The organism is Bacillus sp. (in: firmicutes) (assembly GCA_012842745.1).
GTDB lineage: Bacteria > Bacillota > Bacilli > Bacillales > Bacillaceae_J > Schinkia.
Genome location: DUSF01000035.1, coordinates 19,030 through 37,398, shown reverse-complemented (window position 1 = coordinate 37,398; position 18,369 = coordinate 19,030). Strand labels below are relative to the sequence as shown.

The following is an 18,369-nucleotide window of genomic DNA, read 5'->3' as shown; positions in this document are numbered from 1 at the left end:
TTTGGACAATAAAAGGCGCACTTCGGACAATAAAATAAGCTTTTCTAACAATACTGGGCACTTCCCGAACCATTTTAGATTAAATAACTGTTTTTCATCCAATGAGTTACATCATGGACCACTTTTCGATTAACTTGGGGTGGAAAATAATGTGTATACTCTTCGAAAATCCAACTCGTATATTGCTTATTATGTTCCTTTAATTTTTCCGCTAATAAATAAGCATGGTTTACTGACACATTTTTGTCCTGCGCACCATGAATAATTAACACAGGGGCATTGATTTTTTCAATTTGCTCTAAAGGTGTTCGCCGTTTATATTGTTCACGTACTTTTCTAGGAGTACCGCCGATAACCCGCTTCATCATTCTTCGTAAATCAACTCTTTCTTCATACGTTAAAGCCATATCGGAAACGCCGCCCCATGTTACGATTGATTTCACAGCAGGTTGTTCTATTCCAGTAAGTAAAGCCATCGCACCTCCTCGGGAAAAGCCAAATACATGGATATTTCCTTCATTAACTAATGGGTGCTCTCTTACTATTTCGAAAGCTTGCAGTGCATCTTGTCGATCTTCACCAGCAAAATCCTCATAACCTTCTCCACCACAATTGCCCCTATAGAACGGAGCCATCACAATAAATCCTTCCGAAGCAAATTGAATAATCCTGCCAATCCGCACCATCCCTACACCTTTAATGCCCCCACGCAAATATAAAAATCCTGGAAATTTCCCATCCTGACTGTTCGCTTTCCACTTAGGAACAGCTAAAAATCCCTTTACTCTATATCCGTCACTTAAATATGTAACAAGAAAGACATCAATCCTTGGGTGTGGTGATGGATATCTTTGCATATCGATGATGTTTGCAATATCCATTACGCTCAACTCCCTTCTAGTTATTACTAAAGGGTGCCTGACTACATTTAAATTTTCACATAGGCATACACATATTTTATCATTCCATCATAGTCTATTTTAGATTCAATTCAAGTTTCAAGGAGGTTACGATCCGATGAGATTTCAGTTTCATCCATTTATAATTTTAACCCTTTCTTTAATTGTCCTTTTTGCATTAAGTGCATGTTCACAAGAGAAAACACAAAAGGTAAAGATTTCTGAGGTAACTCATTCCATTTTTTACACCCCACAGTATGTTGCTCTTGAAAAAGGCTTTTTCTCAGATGAAGGCTTAGATGTTGAGTTAACAACTGCTTGGGGCGGGGATAAAACGATGACAGCACTTTTAACTGGTGGCGCTGATATCGCCCTTGTAGGCTCTGAAACATCTATTTACGTTCAGGCACAGGGTGCAACGGACCCGGTTATTAATTTTGCACAGCTTACACAAACTGATGGAACATTTCTCGTTGCCCGAGAAAAAGTAGCCAATTTTACATGGGAGCAATTAAAAGGTAGCACATTCCTTGGTCAGCGCAAAGGCGGAATGCCTCAAATGGTTGGTGAATTTGCTCTAAAAAAACATGGCATTGACCCACATCATGATACCAATTTAATTCAAAATATCGACTTCGCGAACATCCCTAACGCTTTTGCCTCAGGCACGGGCGATTATGTGCAATTATTCGAACCAACAGCTAGCATTTTTGAAAAAGAAGGAAAAGGCTATATTATAGCCTCTTTTGGAACGGAATCGGGTCATGTCCCTTATACAACATTTATGGCGAGAAACAGCTATATGAAAGAAAATCCTGAAATTATTGAAAAATTTACAAGAGCCGTGTATCTGGCCCAAATTTGGGTACAAGAGCATAGTGCAAAAGAAATCGCTGAAGTCATCGCTCCACATTTCCAAGATACTGACCTCGATATTATTGAAACAGTTGTTGATCGTTATAAGAGCCAAGGCTCGTTCGCAACTGATCCAATTTTAGATGAGGAAGAATGGAATAACTTGCAGGATATTATGGATGAAGCAGGGGATCTTCCGAAGCGTATCGATTATGAAACACTTGTAAATACAGAAATTGCGAAAAAAATTATGAAAGAATAGGAGGGAGGCCAATCCCCAATGGCTTTTTTGGAAATAAAGAACATCCACCACACTTATTTTTCACCGAAAACAGCAACTACTGCATTAGAAAATATTTCTCTATCAATTGAGGAAGGGGAGTTTATCTCCTTCCTTGGACCTAGCGGCTGTGGTAAAACAACATTGCTTTCAGTTATCGCAGGATTACTTAAACCAACCGCGGGAACTATTAAAATCGATGGTATGAATATAAATGAACGTAAGACAATGATTGGCTATATGCTTCAGCAAGATTATCTATTTCCGTGGAAAACAATCGAAGAAAATATTTTACTAGGTTTAAAAATAATGAAAAAAGATACTGCCGAAAATCATCAAAAAGCTCTTAACCTACTTAAAGAAATGAATCTAAAAAACGTCGAACAGAAATATCCAAGAGAACTGTCCGGCGGGATGCGTCAACGTGTTGCTTTAGTACGAACATTATCAACGAATCCGAAAATTCTCCTTTTAGATGAACCTTTTTCAGCCCTTGATTATCAAACAAAGCTACAGCTTGAAGATTTAGTATTTCAAATCTTAAAAGAATATCATAAAACAGCACTTTTAGTTACCCATGATATTGGCGAAGCCATCGCCATGAGCGACCGCATTTTTTTATTAAAAGCAAACCCCGGTGAAATCGCCCAATCGTTTATAGTGCCTGAGGAGCTTAAAAACATAACGCCTTTTACTGCTAGACAGCATCGAAAATTCCCCGAGCTTTTTCAACAGATATGGGAGGAGTTGAACGGCCTTGAGTCCAAAACAGTTTGATAAAATATTCCTCCATGAAAATTATTTGCGGAATCTGAAACGAGAAAAGCGATGGATTCAAGTTTGGCAGCTCCTTATCTTCATTGTTTTTTTCGGAACATGGGAATTCGCGAGTAGAAACCACTGGATTGACCCGCTCATTTTCAGCTCACCAACAAAGATATGGAATTTATTTTTAGTAAAAATTAGTGATGGCTCCTTGCTTATTAATTTACAAGTTACATTGTTTGAGACGATTTTAGGATTTATTTTAGGAACACTGTTAGGGACTATTTTGGCTGCAATTCTATGGTGGTCCCCAAGGCTATCGAATATCCTTGACCCATACCTTGTTATATTAAATGCGATGCCGAAGGTTGCTTTAGGGCCGATTTTAATTGTAGCCTTAGGGCCCGGATATACATCGATTATTGCGATGGGGACAATTATATCAGTGATTATTACAACCATCGTCGTCTATACTTCATTTAAAGAAGTTGATGAGAATTATTTGAAAGTCATGCAAACATTTGGGGCAACTAGAGTACAAATTTTTCAACACACCATCCTACCCGCATCGTTTCCAACGATTATTTCAACATTAAAAGTCAATGTCGGTTTGTCATGGGTTGGCATTATCGTCGGCGAATTTCTCGTATCCGCCAAAGGCCTCGGCTATTTAATCATCTACGGCTTTCAAGTCTTTAACTTTACATTAGTGCTGATGAGTTTACTACTAATCGCCGTATTTGCGACGATTATGTACAAATTGGTGGAATGGATTGAAAACAAGCTTGTGAAAAATAAAGTATAAATGGGGTCAGACCCACCCCTCTATTTTTTCAATTTGCTTTAAACTTTCTTGCAATACTTGATCCTTCATAATAAAACTAAACTTTTCATCACAGAAAATATTATTGGGCAACTCCTCTAATACAATCGGACCATCTGTTTCAAAGAACGTATCCTTGCTATGTAATCGTTCAATTTGTGCAAAATAAATATTTTTTATTATTGTTTCTGAGCTTGCGAATACTGCATATTGCCCAATGTAAGATAAATTCTTTATTGTGCCTCCTGTTTCTTCCAATACTTCTCGATGGGCCGCTTCCTCTGGACTTTCGCCGATTTCAACTTTGCCTCCAGGAAATTCGATGCCCCTTTCTTTATGTACCGTTAATAACCATTTATCCTCATATTTACAGATCACCCAGACGTGCTTAGGTGTTTTGGAAAAAGGTAAATATGCAAACGAAAGCCGGACTTCATTTTCGTAGTAATCTTTAAATTTCAGCATCTGAAAAACTCCATTTATTTTTAGTTCTTTTTTTCACTAGTTTTACACTAATTATATCAATAATCATACCGTGGACAATCATAAGTTCGAAAAAGCCACTCCTACATAGTAGGGTGGCCTTCATCCCAATCGTATCCCTTATTCTCACGATTATTCAAAACTCCCATAGATTCTATATGCTGCTTCGTTTCCGGTGTTCCAAGCTTATGGAGCATCTTGTACACATTGATGAGGTTTTGATCAATCAAATCGTTTGGCTGATCGTGATGGTATTGTACAACCGGTACATGAGCCCTGAAAAATCCTACCCAATCATCAGAATACATCTCATTAAAAATCTCACGCAACGCTTTTATTTCATCCTCTGTTGCCTCAATTTCAAGTTCAAAAGGGGTTGCTGTTTCAATCTGCGATATCCCTCTTGATCCCACAGAAATATAGTACGCGTTTTTTTCCATCAATAATCCCCCCTACTGAGTGAGCAAAAAATAATAATGCTTTTAATTTTACTTTTTCCAAATATAACGGTTAAATATTCATAAGGGAATTATTTTGATTTATTTCGAAGAAGGGTAACAGCATTTCGTAAAAACGCAGGAATGGGTACCCCCATCCGCCCTGCATTTTCAATAGTGGAAAGAATTTCATTTGCCAAATAAAAAAAGATTGTCGCATCTCTAATAAGGTGACTATTCCCAACTAACTGATCGATAAAATACGCGACAGCAATAAGTGCAAAGATTATAATCTTTTTGGCAATACCCTTGAATCCTATTTGGCTCGATAATTTCCTCTCTACACCTGAGGCTAAAAGACCGGTAACATAATCAATAACAACCATTACAGTAAAAATCAATAATAATGTATCAAGTCCTCCAAATAGATAAGTTACTAGTGAAGCACCAATAGCAATAAAAAATTTAATGAATGTACCTAAGTTGTCCAATCACTTACACACCTCCTTGTCCTTTCATTTTATTAAGTTATGATATTTTTGCCTGTATATAAGCCTAAAAAATCTTGAATAATAATATATTGAATAAAATATGGAGTAAATAGGGGTGAAATAATATGAAGCTAATCGATGAGCTTTATAATATGTATAGCCATATATTAACTGGCGATGAAGAAGACGCGGATATTATTGTTTTTTCGATATTGGAGGCTTTAAAGCGTCAAGATCTTTTACAATTAATTGAAGAAATGAACGAGCAAGAACTTTTCGGTATGGTGGGAATGTACATGCTTGAAAAATTCAAAAGCAAAATGGCTCAAGAAGGTGTTGGCCGAGTTCAGATGATCAAGGAAACTGAACTCAAAAACCTACACTAATTCATACATATAAAAAAATACACAATTTTTGACTGGCGATGAAATATTTATCACAAATGTTACAAATCTATTTCATTTAGCGTTTATTTATTGTATACTTTGGGTATATTATTTTTGTAATCAGTATCTGATTAATAAAATATTTTCTCCCTATGTTTGCGCATGTGAATACATGCGCTTTTTTATTAATCCTCCGTATACTTCTGAAAACATAAAATAACCGTTGTTCCTTTATTGACTTCACTTTCAACAGCAATTGATGCACCTTGTGCTAAAGTTAATGCCTTTACAATCGACAAGCCTATGCCAATCCCGCCAGTTTTTCGATCTCGTGATTTATCCCCTCGATAAAAACGCTCAAATATAAAAGGAAGGTCTTCCTTAGAAATGCCGACACCGTTATCTGAGATTTTAATTTGAATAGCGCCATCCTTCTCAGCTGCACTTATAATGACTTGGCCATTATCACTAGTATATTTGTAACAATTATTCAATACATTTGAAATAATTTGCTTGAAGCGATCCCGATCTGCAAGAAACAAATCGGCAATCGGCATTTCCTTCATTAGCAGGGAAATATTCTTTTTTTGAAAAATAGGTAAATAAGCGTCCTTTATATCCGTTATTTCCTTACTTAAAGAAAGGGGCTTAATATTTAGTTGTAATTTTGGATTTTCAACAGCCATTAATTGTTCCTGCTCATCAACCAATCTTACTAAACGCATTAACTCCGAATGACATTTATCCAACCTTTCTGGTGTTGGTTCCCATATACCATCTTGGAAAGCTTCAATTTGACTTCTTAATGTAGAAATCGGCGTGCGAAATTCATGGGCCATGTCGGTTGAAAATTGTTTTCTAAGATGTTCCTGATGACTTAATGATTCAGCAAGTTCATTTATGGAGACAGCAACCTCCACCATTTCCTCTGATAGGCCTTTAAAAGGTATACGCACATTCAAGTTATTTCGAAGTTTTTTTGCGATTTCAGATACTTGTCTTAAACCATAGGTAAGCTTTTTTGAAAAAAAGAAACTTACAAGAAGGGCAATTAAAATCATTGTTATTTCTGCAGCAAAAATATATTTGTTTAAGCGCTCCTTAAATTGAAATTCTCCTTTTTTATATCCAAGCTTATAATGTAAAGTAATAGCGCCAAGCTCTGTCCCATCAATAATAAAAGGCCTAGTCTCTGAAATAAATCCTAACTCCTTTAAAATATTTTTCTTTTCATCATCATTAATTGTCATTCCCATCACATGATCCATCAAATTGGTAGAGTCTAGCATTTTCACACCATTAAAACTGTAAACCTCGTAAAATAACCCTTCCGTCATCCCTTGATACGACAATAATGTTTGTAACTCTTTTGCATCAGCGAGTATTTTCCCATCGAATTTGCCTTTCTTACTATATAAATTACTAAGCGTATTCGTAAAGTTTTCAATTTCATCCTCACGCTTATTATCCAAATAAATGGTGAAGCACTCATCAAAGGACAATCTAAAAGCAATGCTCATCAGAAAAATGCTTAACAGAGATAAAATAACAAAATAAAATAATAGCTTAGAATGCAATGATTTCAGCATCTGGTTGTCCTCCGAATTTATAACCGATTCCAAAGACCGTTTGTATATATTTAGGCTTCCTTGTATCTTCTTCAATTTTTTTGCGTATATTTTTTATGTGTACATCAATACACCTCTCATAACCTTCATAATAACCATCATCTTGAATGATCATTAATAGTTTTTTACGACTAAAAACAATACCAGGCGCTTTAGCCATTTCCATTATCAATTTAAATTCTAATTGTGTTAAACTAATTACTTTACCATTAACAATCATTTCATGTTCTTTTTTCTTTATAATTAGGTCATGATTATTAAATGTTAATTCATTGCTAGTTGAAACTCTATCAATCCTTCTTAAAATTCCTTTCATTCTTGCAACCAATTCCCTTGAACTGAAAGGCTTTACAATATAATCATCCGCTCCCAATTCAATTCCTGCAATTCTATTTTCTTCCGCTGCCTTTGCCGTTAACATAATGATTGGAACATCGGAATCCTTACGAATCTCTCTACATATTTCTTCCCCCGAAATATCTGGCAGCATTAAGTCTAAGATAACAAAATCAGGATTAAAGATTTTTATAAAATATAAACCATCTGCACCATTTGTTGCGGAGTAGACGGTCCAACCTTCCTTTTCAAAATAAGCTTGCAATACATCAATAATCGCCTCTTCATCTTCTACAATCATGACCTTTAACATGATGAAATACATCTCCATTTCAAAGACAATTTATTACGTTTACTGCTTTTACCTATTTTTAAGTATAGCAAAAATAGCCGAAGACGAATTCCATCTTCAGCTATCAAAATCTTACAATTTTATAAACTATTAAAGTCCTGCTTGGACACTTTTTAACTCATCGTAGTAAGGACTATCTTTTGGAGCCCCGCCCTTTGGCCAATCGTTAGCTCTTCCAGGGAATTTCGGGCGATCTTTCGAAAGAATATAGGCAGCTACGTCAGCAGCTTCTTGTAGTGTTAACGTTCCTTCTTGACCAACAGGCATATTTCGTTGGATAAACATTGTTGCTGTAGAAAGCCTAGCCATACCCGCACCATCATTAAATGAATTTTCGCCCCAAACAGCTGGGCCAGTATTAGCTCCTATTCCATTCCCGTCCGCACCATGACAGGCCACACATGATTGATTATAAATTTCTTCACCGCTAGCTAAGTCTGTTTCAGGTAAATCTTCAACCTTCATTGTATTTGGTTTTCTCCATGGTATATCCGCACCTACTGGAATACCCTTTGAAATATATGTTAAATAAGAAACCATATCTCTCATTTCAGTGCTATCAAGTGGCAATTTTTCGCCATTCATACTACGAATCATACAACCATTAATACGATCTTCTATACTCATAACCTTAGCTGCACGAGGATTATATTCAGGGGATACAGCTGTAACACCAACAAGCGAAGATGCTTCGCCAGTTCCAGCACCTGCATGGCAGCTTGTACAAGATAGTTGGTTACCAACATATTGATCAAGTGCGGTATTAGACTCATTAACATAAACATAACCACGTTTAATAGATTCACTAAGCGGGTCATCTTTCCCTTCTAAATCTGCCATTTTAGGTGGATTCATAACTAATTCTTTTACCACTTCTTCTGACGCAATCTCTTTGTCTGGTGATTTAACTACTTGCTCTGTCGTTCCATTACATGCGGTTACTACAATTAATAGAGCTGCAAACAAAGAACCTAGCCAACCTTTTCTACTCATTCCTCTTCCCCCAATCTATCATTTTGTCTATATTTCGACAATTTAAGTATAAAACTTAAAGGATACGATTAACATTGCGAGAATTTGAACAAGTTATAAAGAACTTATGAAGAAATTACATACTTCTTATATTATCCACGATGTCACTAACAACTTCATCCATATTGCTTGTACCACCAATATCAGGGGTCTTTATTCCTTTCGCTAATGTAGATTCAATCGATTGTAAAAGAATTCTACCTAATTCACTATAGCCTAAATGCTCTAACATCATCACCGCTGTCCATAGCTGACCAATTGGGTTTGCGATTCCCTTGCCAACAATATCAGGGGCAGAGCCATGGACAGGTTCAAACATTGATGGAAATTTCCCATTCACATTTATATTTGCGGCAGGAGCAATACCGATGCTTCCCATAATCGCCGCACCAACATCTGTTAAAATATCACCAAATAAATTACTTGCCACGATAACATCGAATTCATGCGGGCGTGTTACGAAAAATGCGGATAGTGCATCAATATGTCTAGATTCTGTTTGAATCCCTGGGTACTTTGCGGCGACATCCTGAAATACTTCATCCCAAAAAGGCATACTATGAACAATCCCATTCGATTTAGTCGCGCTCGTTACTTTCCCCCGTCTCTTTCTCGCTAACTCAAAAGCATAGTTCATCGCCCGTTCCGTTGCCTTCCTCGTAAACACCGCATTTTGGATGACGACTTCGTCTTCACCGCTATGAATACGCCCACCAACTTCACTATATTCACCTTCAGAATTTTCACGAACAACGATGAAATCAAAATCTGTCGGATTCGCTAATGGAGATTTTACACCTTTCATACTGCGAGCTGGACGGACATTAATCACTTGTTCAAACTCACGGCGGATTTTTATTAATAATCCCCATAGCGAAATATGGTCTGCTACAAGATGTGGATTTCCAACTGCCCCTAAAAAGACAGCATCGGAATCTTTTAATTTCTCCATACCATCCTCGGCCATCATGACGCCATGCTCTAAATAGTACTCACAGCTCCACGGATAGAGCTTATATTCAAAGCTTAATCCCCCATGAAGTTCCGCCAATACATCTAAAATCTGCAAAGAAGCTGGTACAACTTCCTTCCCAATTCCGTCTCCTGGTATAACTGCTAGTTTAACAATACTCATTGATGTTCCCCCTTCGTTGATAGTTCTTGAATTTGTTTAATCCATCTTTTTCCGTACTTCACTTCATATTCTTTATACAGAGGATGAAAAAAGTCAATCCAATTTTCTCGCTCAGCTTCCGTTAATTCATAAATTTGAATATCAGAAGTCGATTTTATAATATTTAACTGCTCTTCATTAATTTTCTGTGATTCAGTAAACAGCCATTCCGTTGTTTCATCCATCGCTTCTTCAATTTGGCTCTGAATCTCCTTAGGTATAGAATCCCAAAATTCCTGATTCATCATCACAGCATAGCCTAAATAACCGTGGTTGCTTATTGTTAAATACTGTTGCACCTTATAAAATCGCTTTGAATAAATATTGGAAATTGTATTTTCCTGTCCATCTAAATAGCCGCTTTCCAAGTTCTTATAAACTTGGTTAAATGGCATCGCATTTGTTTTCACACCTAACTGGCGAAATTGGTCTTCAAGGGCCTTGCTCGGCATGATTCGAAATCTTTGCCCATAAAAATCTTGAGGTGTCCGTAATGGTCCACGATTGCTCGTCATTTGCTTAAATCCGTTGCTCCAAAAGGCAATCCCTTTAATATGATGCTTTTTCAATTCAGCTAAAAGCGTCTCCCCTATTTCTCCATTAAAGACTGCTTCAACATGGTTGTCATCCCTAAATAAATACGGCAAATCTAAGATAAGCCATTCAGGCAAAAACTCAGTCAAATTTGAATAAGCGGGTGCAATCATTTGCACTTCACCACGTATTAATGCGTTCAATTCATGTCCTTCCGCATATAAAACACCATTAGGAAAAACCTCCACCTTCACTTTTCCACTTGTCTTTTCTTTCACCAATTTTGCAAATTTCTCAGCGGCTTGGCCTTTCGGCGTGTTTTCCGCAACGACATGGCTGAAGTTGATTATAATTTGTTTATTTAAATCAACCTGTTCATAGTCATATGTGATTGATTTTTGGTCATTACTTTTACCAAACCCGATAAAAAAAATAAAAATAAAACAAGCGACTATAATAATCGATGTGCTAACAAATACCTTCATAACCATCACCATTTAGTTAATATTTTTGCAAAGCGACCAATATTTTAAGATAATTTTATCATAGCATGATAGACATGGTACAATTATGTATATAAACAATTCTAAACGCTTGAGGTAATCTATATATGTATCAAAAAATACCAATCCATTGGAAAATAATAGGACTCTCTCTTGTTATTATAGGATTTTCAATCTTAATGGTTGGAATTGGCCTCGTTGGAAATTTTGTTAACGTTAAAGAAGATGAATTGAAAAACCGAGCTCTTATTACGGCGCGAACGGTTACTGAATTTCCTGGAATAAGATCTAGTGTTAACGGTAATCCAAAAGATCGAAGCACGATTAATCCACTTGTTGAACGAGTACGTATTATTAACGGTGCAACCTATATCGTTGTGCTTGATATGAATCGGGTAAGGCTATCACACCCTGTTCAATCATTAATAGGAAAAGTTTCCGAAGGCGCTGATGAAGGACCTGCTTTTGCAGAACACACATATACTACGAAAGCAAAAGGAGAAGTAGGCACTGCTGTTCGCGCGTTTGTACCAATTATGAATAATGAGCACGATCAAGTTGGCGTCGTCCTCGTTGGCTATTTGCTACCAACAGTTTTTGAAATTATTTCAAGCCTTAAATACGAAATTCTCAGTACGATTTTCGTTTCAATCCTTTTTGGGGGATGGGGCTCATGGATTTTAGCAAACAATATAAAACGGCAAATCTTTCATTTAGAACCTTACGAAATAGCTACCCTACTAGTAGAACGAACGGAGACGTTTAACGCTATGCATGAAGGGATAGTCGCCATCGACAATAATGAAGTGATTACGATTTTTAATGATAAAGCAAAACAATTACTAGGCATTTCCGAAGATGTCATTGGGAAAAAAATATCGGCTGTCATTCCAGACACTTATTTACCCGAAATTTTATTTCTCAATCAGCCAATTTATAACAAAGAATTATATGTCCGCAATCAAATCATCTTAAGCAACCGCATCCCTATAAAAGTAGATAATCAAACAGTTGGGGCTGTTGCCGTATTCCAAGACCAAACAGAGGTCAAAAAACTAGCTGAAGAGCTTACTGGTGTAAAAGCATTTGTTAATGCGCTACGTGTCCAAAACCATGAATATATGAATAAACTTCATACAATTGCCGGCTTAATCCAAATGAATCATAGAGAAAAAGCGCTTGATTATGTTTTTCAAATAACAGAAGAACAACAAGAATTAACGCAATTTCTAGGAAAAAATATTCATGATGAAAGTTTATCAGGTTTATTGTTAAGTAAAGTAAGCAGAGGGAAGGAATTAGGGATTCAAGTCATTATTGACCGCCATAGTCACTTAGGGCGCTTTCCAGCTCCATTAGATCATCATGATTTTGTTGTGATTATCGGTAACTTAATTGAAAATGCGTTTGAAGCGTTTCATGAAGTAAAACAACCAAATAAGCAAATATTCATAAGCTTTGAACAAGATGAAATTGTAACCTCAATCTTAGTAGAGGATAATGGCATCGGGATGGAAGTAGGAGTGAAGGAAAAAATATTCATTCACGGCTTTTCAACGAAAGGGGCCGTTGGCCATGGAATCGGCCTTCATCTCGTGAATGAAATTGTAAAAAAAGCGAATGGAGAAATTGTTGTTGAATCAGAAAAAGGACTTGGAACAACTATCATCGTTACTTTTTATGAAAATGGACAAACAGGAGGTTTTCAAAATGGCCCCGCAAACATTTAAAGTACTTTTAATTGAGGATGATCCGATGGTCCAAGAAGTGAACCGCCAGTTTATTGAAAGAATAGAAGGGTTTGAAATAGTTGGGATTGCAGGAAACGGCTATGAGGGATTGCAAATGATAAAAAAGCTTAAACCAGAACTTGTCTTTATTGATATTTTTATGCCTAGTCAAGACGGACTAGAGACAATTCATGAAATTAGAAAAGAAGGACTAAGTGTAGATATTATCGCCATTACAGCTGCAGCCGATATGGAAACGATTCGCAATGTTCTTCAAAATGGTGCTTTTGATTATATTATGAAGCCTTTCAAATTTGAAAGAATTAAAAAATCATTAGAAAAATACCGTTCGTTCCGAAACCAACTAGAAAGAAAAACAACTCTTACCCAAAAAGATTTAGATCAACTCCGCTTCGAAAAAGAAAAGCATACGACAACAAACGTAGATCTTCCAAAAGGCCTAAATGAAGTTACCTTTAAGAAGATTATGAAATACTTAAATGATCAAACTGAGCCACTTTCAGCAGAAGAAGTTGCTGAACAAGTTGGTTTAGCACGAGTGACTGCGAGACGTTATTTAGATTATCTCGCAAAGAGTGGTCATATATTAATTGATGTACAATACGGCGGAGTTGGCCGGCCAATAAACCGTTATATAACACATAGGAAATAGGGACAGGGAACAGGTTTCGTGTCCCTGTTTTTTTGTTTTATTAAGTAGAAACTTTAGAATAAAGGGGACATGGAACATGTCTCCTTGTCCTATGCCGCCACTATCTGGTAGCGTTTTCAGACCAAAAAGACCAAAAGGGACAATATGACCAAATTATTAACAATGTATGAACTCTCCTGTACTATAATAGTATATTTCACAATTGATAGAATTAATCCTATTTTATCAATTGTATGAATATACAAAAAAGAAAAACAAGGGGGATTTTAGATGAAAAAATGGCTTATGATGATGGTTGCGGCCGTGCTTATGGTTGGCCTATTAGCTGGCTGCGGCGCAAGATCACAACAAAGCGGTAGTTCAACTAATGGTGGAGAAGCTGGCGGTAAACAAGCTAGTGGCGAAAAAATCACAATTAAATTCTCACACGTTGTTGCTGAAAACACTCCAAAAGGTCAAGCAGCAGAAATGTTTAAGAAGTTAGCAGAAGAATATACAAATGGCAAGGTTGAAGTTCAAGTATTCCCTAACTCTCAACTATACACAGATGAAGATGTTTTAGCAGCTATCCAGCAAAATAACGTACAATTAGCTGCACCATCAACTTCAGTTATTACAAAACTATATCCACAATGGACGCTTTTTGATTTACCATTCATCTTTAAGGATGAAGCAAACGTCCAAGCAGCAATGGAAAGCCCAGAAATCGGTGGAAAACTGTTTACAATGCTTGAAGACCAAAATCTTCTTGGTTTAGCAATGTGGGATAACGGTTTTAAACAAATGCACTCAAATAAAGCAATCAAAACGCCAGCAGATTTTAAAGGTCAAAAATTACGTGTTATGTCAAGTAAAGTTCTTGAAGCACAATTCAAATCAGTTGGTGCAAACCCAACACCAATGGCATTCGGTGAAGTATATAGTGCGTTAGAACAAGGTGTTATTGATGGTGGTGAAAACACATTATCAAACATCTATTCTCAAAAAATGCATGAAGTTCAAAAGTCTATTACAATGAGTAACCACGGCTACCTTGGTTATGCGGTAATTACAAATGCTGATTTTTGGAATGGCCTTCCAGATGATGTGCGCCAATCTCTAGAAAAAGCATTAGACGAAACAACTGAGTGGGTTCGTGAAAATAGTAAGCGTGTAAACGACGAGCAATTAGAAGATATTAAAGCAGCTGGTAAAACAGAAATTATTACCTTAACTGATGAAGAAAAACAAGCTTGGGTTGATGCAATGACTTCAATCTACCCACAATTTGAAGACCAAATTGGCAAAGATTTAATTGATGCTGCTAAAGCACTTTGGTAATAATGTAATAAGTTTCAGTTTCATACTAGCAATCTTGTTAAAAAGGGGCGAAAACGCCCCTTATTTTTAAAAGGGGATGTGAAAAAATTGAACTTTTTTAATAAATTATTGTCAAGAATCGAAGAGGTACTCTGCGGTCTTGCCTTAGCATCTGCTACATCCTTGGCATTTATTGAAGTAATTTTACGAAGAGGGTTCGGCTCTAGTTTAGGCTTCACCCAGGAGGCAGTAAACTATTTATTAATTTTTGTAGGCTTAATTGGAGCCTCTATTGGTGTACGTGAAAAAGTTCATCTTGGTGTAGATTTACTTGTCAAACAATTTTCTCCTAATTTACAAAAAGGTGTGATCCTTTTTGTATATGGCTTAAATATATTGTTCTGCATCGTTGTCGCAATTCTCGGTTACCAACATATTGCAGTTTTAACCCAATTTGGTCAAGTTTCCCCAGAGATGGAAATCCCTATGTATATTCCAAAAGGTATCGTTGCAGTTGCTTTTACATTAATGACAATTCGTTATATGCAAGAGCTGGTGAAAGCATTCAAGACACCAACAGAACAACTTTTAGCGGAGCAACAGGAAGGCGGTGCACATTAATATGAGTTCAGTTTCTAATCAAACAATCGATCAAAAGATGTTGCCACAGTCAGGAACACCACTTAAAAAGTTTTCTTCACTATTTTTTATATTATTGGCACTAGCTTGTTCGATTTATTCTTTCGTCATTGGCAGCGCGGCAATGGCTGTTTTCTCGTTATTATTCTTATTCTTGTTTCTTGGTTTACCAATTGCCATTTCATTGGGCTTTGCGTCTTTTGCAGTTATCTACTTTTTTACAACTGATCCGCTTCCAGATTTAGCAGGGAAGGTATTTTCAGGTATTAATAGCTTTCCATTAATGGCGATTCCCTTTTTCGTACTTGCTGGTAATATTTTCACAACTGGTGGTGTAGCGAAACGCCTTATTAATTTAGCAAATGCTTTTATCGGTCATTTACCAGGCGGTTTATCAATTGCAGCGATTATGGCTTGTGCGTTATTTGCGGCTATTTCTGGTTCTTCACCAGCAACCGTAGTTGCAATTGGCGGTATTATGATTCCAGCAATGACGAAATTCGGTTATCCTAAAAAATATGGAGTCGGTTCGATTGCGACAGCTGGTTCCTTAGGTATTCTTATTCCCCCAAGTGTGCCAATGATTGTTTACTGTGTTACTGTTGAACAATCTGTAGGAAAAATGTTTTTAGCAGGGATCGTTCCCGGCATTATGTTAGCAGCAATGCTTGCCTTTGTAAGTTTTTGGGTTGCTAAGAAAAATAATTATCCACTTAGTCCAAAAGCAACAGTTAGTGAAAAAATGATTGCTGTTAAGGATTCTATTTGGAGCTTGGCATTACCAATTGTCGTAATCGGCGGTATTTATTCAGGACTTTTCACACCGACTGAATCCGCAGCCGTTGCTTGTTTTATCGGCTTAGTTGTAGGGTTTTTTATTCATAAAGATTTGCAGTTAAAAGATATCCCAGGCATTTTAGTAGAATCAACAAAAACAACAGCGATGTTATTCTTTATTATTTCAATGGCAATGGTTTTCGCTCATATTCTAACATTAGAACGAATTCCACATGAACTTGTTGCTGTTATTAAAGACATGGATATGGGGCCAATTGCATTCCTATTAATCGTTAACTTAATCTTATTTATTGCTGGACAATTCATGGAACCAACAGCGATTATTACAATTTTAGGCCCAATTCTTTTCCCTGTTGCAGTGGCACTTGGAATTGACCCAATCCACTTCGGTATTATCATGATTGTCAATATGGAAATAGGTATGATTACACCACCAGTTGGTTTGAACTTATATGTAGCAAGTGGTATAACGAAAATGCCACTCATTGATGTTACGAAAGCAACTGGACCATGGTTGCTTGCAACAGTTGTTGCCCTTGTATTAGTAACTTTCATACCACAAATTAGCTTATGGCTACCAAATTTCTTGTATAGTTTACAATAAACAGGCACAGAAGAAGCGTATCCTCTTAATGGAGATACGCTTCTATGTTTGGAAAAGGCCGATTATTGCGGCTGAAGCCATTCCCTTAATTCCATCCGTATTAATTTGTTCGAAGCATTTCGTGGTAATTTTTCTACAAAGTAAATGTCAACTGGCACTTTATATTTCGCTAGCTGCTCCTCACATAATGAAATAAGTTCTTCTTTTGTTACTGTCTGTGAGTTCCATACCTTCACAAACGCAACAGGTACCTGTCCCCATTTTTCATCATCTTTTCCGACTACGCCCGCTTCTTCGATGCTTCGGTGTGATAAAATAACCGACTCAATTTCTGCTGGATAAATATTCTCACCACCTGAAATAATTAAATCACTACGGCGGTCAAGCATGAATAAAAATCCATCATCATCTAAATAACCGATATCCCCAGTACGGAGCCAACCATCGACAATATTGGTTTTCGTAGCATCTTCTCTTTTCCAATATCCTTTTGTTACGTTTGGGCCTTTGACAACTATTTCCCCTGGTTTATTTGCTGGTTGTGTTTGCCCTTCATTTTCAATTTTTAATTGTGCTGGAAAAAGTGGTTTTCCTGCTGAACCCAACTTTGATAGCATATATTCAGCGCTTAATGTAGCTATTTGTGAAGCTGTTTCTGTCATCCCGTATGTTTGATAAACAGGGATTTGCTTTTGTTTACATTTTTCTAACAATGGCTTTGACGCTGAAGCTCCTCCTAATAATACGCATCTTAACGATTTAGGATAAGATCTTTCACCGAGATCAGCGAGTAGCCTTATTAACATTTGGCTGACAACAGAAATCATAGTGATGTTATTATTTTCTATTGCCTCATTCACTTTCGTAGGATTAAATTTTTCAATTAAATAGACTGGTATCCCATAAAATACACTTCGCATTAAAATTGAAAGGCCACTAACATGAAATAGCGGGGTTGCACAAAGCCAGCAATCATCCATATGTAAACCAAGGTTTAATGACGAACTAACAGCGCTCCACCAATGGTTTCCATAGGTAAGCATGACCCCCTTTGGTTTTCCTGTTGTTCCTGATGTATAAATAATCGTATGAATTTGGTTGAGTTCCCATTCCGGACGAATGACTGCTAGCCCTTCCCCTATGTTCATAAACTCATGTATTGACACCATATTTATAGATGTTGTTATATTTTCGACCTTTTCCACCAATGCATCATCATATAGCAATAGCTTACTCTCTGAATCTTCTAGCTGCCAACTAATTTCATGTGCTGTTAGCTTCGTATTTATTAAAATAGCTACAGCACCAATATACTCCAAGCCATGTAAAAGAAATAAAAATTCTTTACGGTTCCCCATTAAGATGGCCACATGGTCTCCTTCATGGATTCCCAACATAGATAATTTATTTGTAGCCTGAACGGTACGCTCATGTAGCTCGGCAAAAGTCCATGTTTCACTTTCTGTAATAAGCGCCAACCGATTAGGTGAAAGACTAGCCCTTTTGGCTAACCAATTTGGCATAACATCACTTGTCAATGCTAGCTCACTCTCCTTTTTAGGATACTTATCCACCATCAAGTAGCATATTTTCACTTCTTGAGGGTAGATAACTCACGTTTATCGGTACCAAATTGTACTTAAGCTAC

Annotated in this window: 19 protein-coding genes; 9 read left to right on the top strand and 10 right to left on the bottom strand. The window is 36.8% G+C overall.

Annotation, left to right across the window (positions count from 1 at the left end; translation table 11 throughout):
• Positions 1-74: 74 nt before the first annotated feature.
• Entirely contained in the window at positions 75-881 is an 807-nt protein-coding gene (locus tag GX497_05190) for a S9 family peptidase (GenBank protein HHY72608.1), read from the bottom strand.
• 136 nt (positions 882-1,017) lie between these two features.
• Between GX497_05190 and GX497_05185 the strand changes: the two genes are divergently transcribed.
• The 3 genes from GX497_05185 to GX497_05175 are packed head-to-tail and all read left to right on the top strand — an operon-like array spanning position 1,018 to position 3,604.
• Positions 1,018-2,016, top strand: coding sequence for an ABC transporter substrate-binding protein (locus GX497_05185; protein HHY72607.1), 999 nt, complete (start codon positions 1,018-1,020; stop codon positions 2,014-2,016).
• Positions 2,017-2,034: 18 nt separating this feature from the next.
• Positions 2,035-2,811: an ABC transporter ATP-binding protein gene (locus tag GX497_05180; protein HHY72606.1), complete on the top strand. Its 777-nt coding sequence runs from the start codon at positions 2,035-2,037 to the stop codon at positions 2,809-2,811.
• Positions 2,792-3,604 carry an ABC transporter permease gene (locus GX497_05175; protein HHY72605.1) on the top strand — a complete coding sequence of 271 codons (813 nt, stop codon included), beginning with the start codon at positions 2,792-2,794 and terminating at the stop codon, positions 3,602-3,604. Before GX497_05180 ends, GX497_05175 begins: the two co-directional genes overlap by 20 nt.
• A gap of 6 nt (positions 3,605-3,610) precedes the next feature.
• Here the strand turns inward: GX497_05175 and ytkD are convergent, their stop codons facing one another.
• The 3 genes from ytkD to GX497_05160 form a co-directional block, all read right to left on the bottom strand.
• Entirely contained in the window at positions 3,611-4,087 is a 477-nt protein-coding gene (gene ytkD / locus GX497_05170) for a nucleoside triphosphatase YtkD (protein ID HHY72604.1), read from the bottom strand.
• A gap of 101 nt (positions 4,088-4,188) precedes the next feature.
• A complete protein-coding gene (locus GX497_05165; GenBank protein ID HHY72603.1) occupies positions 4,189-4,545 on the bottom strand; it encodes a hydrolase in 357 nt (118 codons plus the stop codon).
• 89 nt (positions 4,546-4,634) lie between these two features.
• Entirely contained in the window at positions 4,635-5,033 is a 399-nt protein-coding gene (locus tag GX497_05160) for a phage holin family protein (protein HHY72602.1), read from the bottom strand.
• Between the two features lie 125 nt (positions 5,034-5,158).
• On the opposite strand from GX497_05160, the gene GX497_05155 reads away from it, so the two are divergent.
• Positions 5,159-5,419: a cytosolic protein gene (locus tag GX497_05155; protein ID HHY72601.1), complete on the top strand. Its 261-nt coding sequence runs from the start codon at positions 5,159-5,161 to the stop codon at positions 5,417-5,419.
• Between the two features lie 185 nt (positions 5,420-5,604).
• Here the strand turns inward: GX497_05155 and GX497_05150 are convergent, their stop codons facing one another.
• The 5 genes from GX497_05150 to GX497_05130 all read right to left on the bottom strand — a co-directional run bounded on the left by GX497_05150 (position 5,605) and on the right by GX497_05130 (position 10,960).
• Entirely contained in the window at positions 5,605-7,008 is a 1,404-nt protein-coding gene (locus tag GX497_05150) for a HAMP domain-containing histidine kinase (GenBank protein ID HHY72600.1), read from the bottom strand.
• Positions 6,986-7,696 (bottom strand): response regulator transcription factor, encoded by a 711-nt coding sequence (locus tag GX497_05145; GenBank protein ID HHY72599.1) that lies wholly within the window; start codon positions 7,694-7,696, stop codon positions 6,986-6,988. Before GX497_05145 ends, GX497_05150 begins: the two co-directional genes overlap by 23 nt.
• Before the next feature lie 129 nt (positions 7,697-7,825).
• Positions 7,826-8,728 (bottom strand): c-type cytochrome, encoded by a 903-nt coding sequence (locus GX497_05140; GenBank protein HHY72598.1) that lies wholly within the window; start codon positions 8,726-8,728, stop codon positions 7,826-7,828.
• A gap of 115 nt (positions 8,729-8,843) precedes the next feature.
• Positions 8,844-9,902, bottom strand: coding sequence for a tartrate dehydrogenase (locus tag GX497_05135; protein ID HHY72597.1), 1,059 nt, complete (start codon positions 9,900-9,902; stop codon positions 8,844-8,846).
• Positions 9,899-10,960, bottom strand: a complete 1,062-nt coding sequence (locus tag GX497_05130; GenBank protein HHY72596.1) for a TRAP transporter substrate-binding protein — start codon at positions 10,958-10,960, stop codon at positions 9,899-9,901. The genes GX497_05135 and GX497_05130 overlap by 4 nt, the downstream gene beginning before the upstream one ends.
• A gap of 125 nt (positions 10,961-11,085) precedes the next feature.
• Here GX497_05130 and GX497_05125 point away from each other — a divergent pair, with 125 nt between their 5' ends.
• The 5 genes from GX497_05125 to GX497_05105 all read left to right on the top strand — a co-directional run bounded on the left by GX497_05125 (position 11,086) and on the right by GX497_05105 (position 16,721).
• Positions 11,086-12,708: a sensor histidine kinase gene (locus GX497_05125; GenBank protein ID HHY72595.1), complete on the top strand. Its 1,623-nt coding sequence runs from the start codon at positions 11,086-11,088 to the stop codon at positions 12,706-12,708.
• Positions 12,689-13,381, top strand: a complete 693-nt coding sequence (locus GX497_05120) for a response regulator (GenBank protein ID HHY72594.1) — start codon at positions 12,689-12,691, stop codon at positions 13,379-13,381. Before GX497_05125 ends, GX497_05120 begins: the two co-directional genes overlap by 20 nt.
• Before the next feature lie 270 nt (positions 13,382-13,651).
• Complete coding sequence (locus GX497_05115) at positions 13,652-14,701, top strand: TRAP transporter substrate-binding protein (GenBank protein HHY72593.1); 1,050 nt, start codon at positions 13,652-13,654, stop codon at positions 14,699-14,701.
• A gap of 87 nt (positions 14,702-14,788) precedes the next feature.
• The gene (locus tag GX497_05110; protein ID HHY72592.1) at positions 14,789-15,301 is read left to right on the top strand and encodes a TRAP transporter small permease; all 513 of its coding nucleotides are present in this window, start codon (positions 14,789-14,791) and stop codon (positions 15,299-15,301) included.
• A 1-nt stretch (position 15,302) separates the two neighbouring features.
• On the top strand, positions 15,303-16,721 hold the full coding sequence (locus GX497_05105; protein ID HHY72591.1) for a TRAP transporter large permease subunit: 1,419 nt from the start codon (positions 15,303-15,305) through the stop codon (positions 16,719-16,721).
• Positions 16,722-16,783: 62 nt separating this feature from the next.
• Here GX497_05105 and GX497_05100 read toward each other — a convergent pair whose 3' ends face one another.
• Positions 16,784-18,298 (bottom strand): o-succinylbenzoate--CoA ligase, encoded by a 1,515-nt coding sequence (locus GX497_05100; GenBank protein HHY72590.1) that lies wholly within the window; start codon positions 18,296-18,298, stop codon positions 16,784-16,786.
• Positions 18,299-18,369 lie beyond the last annotated feature (71 nt).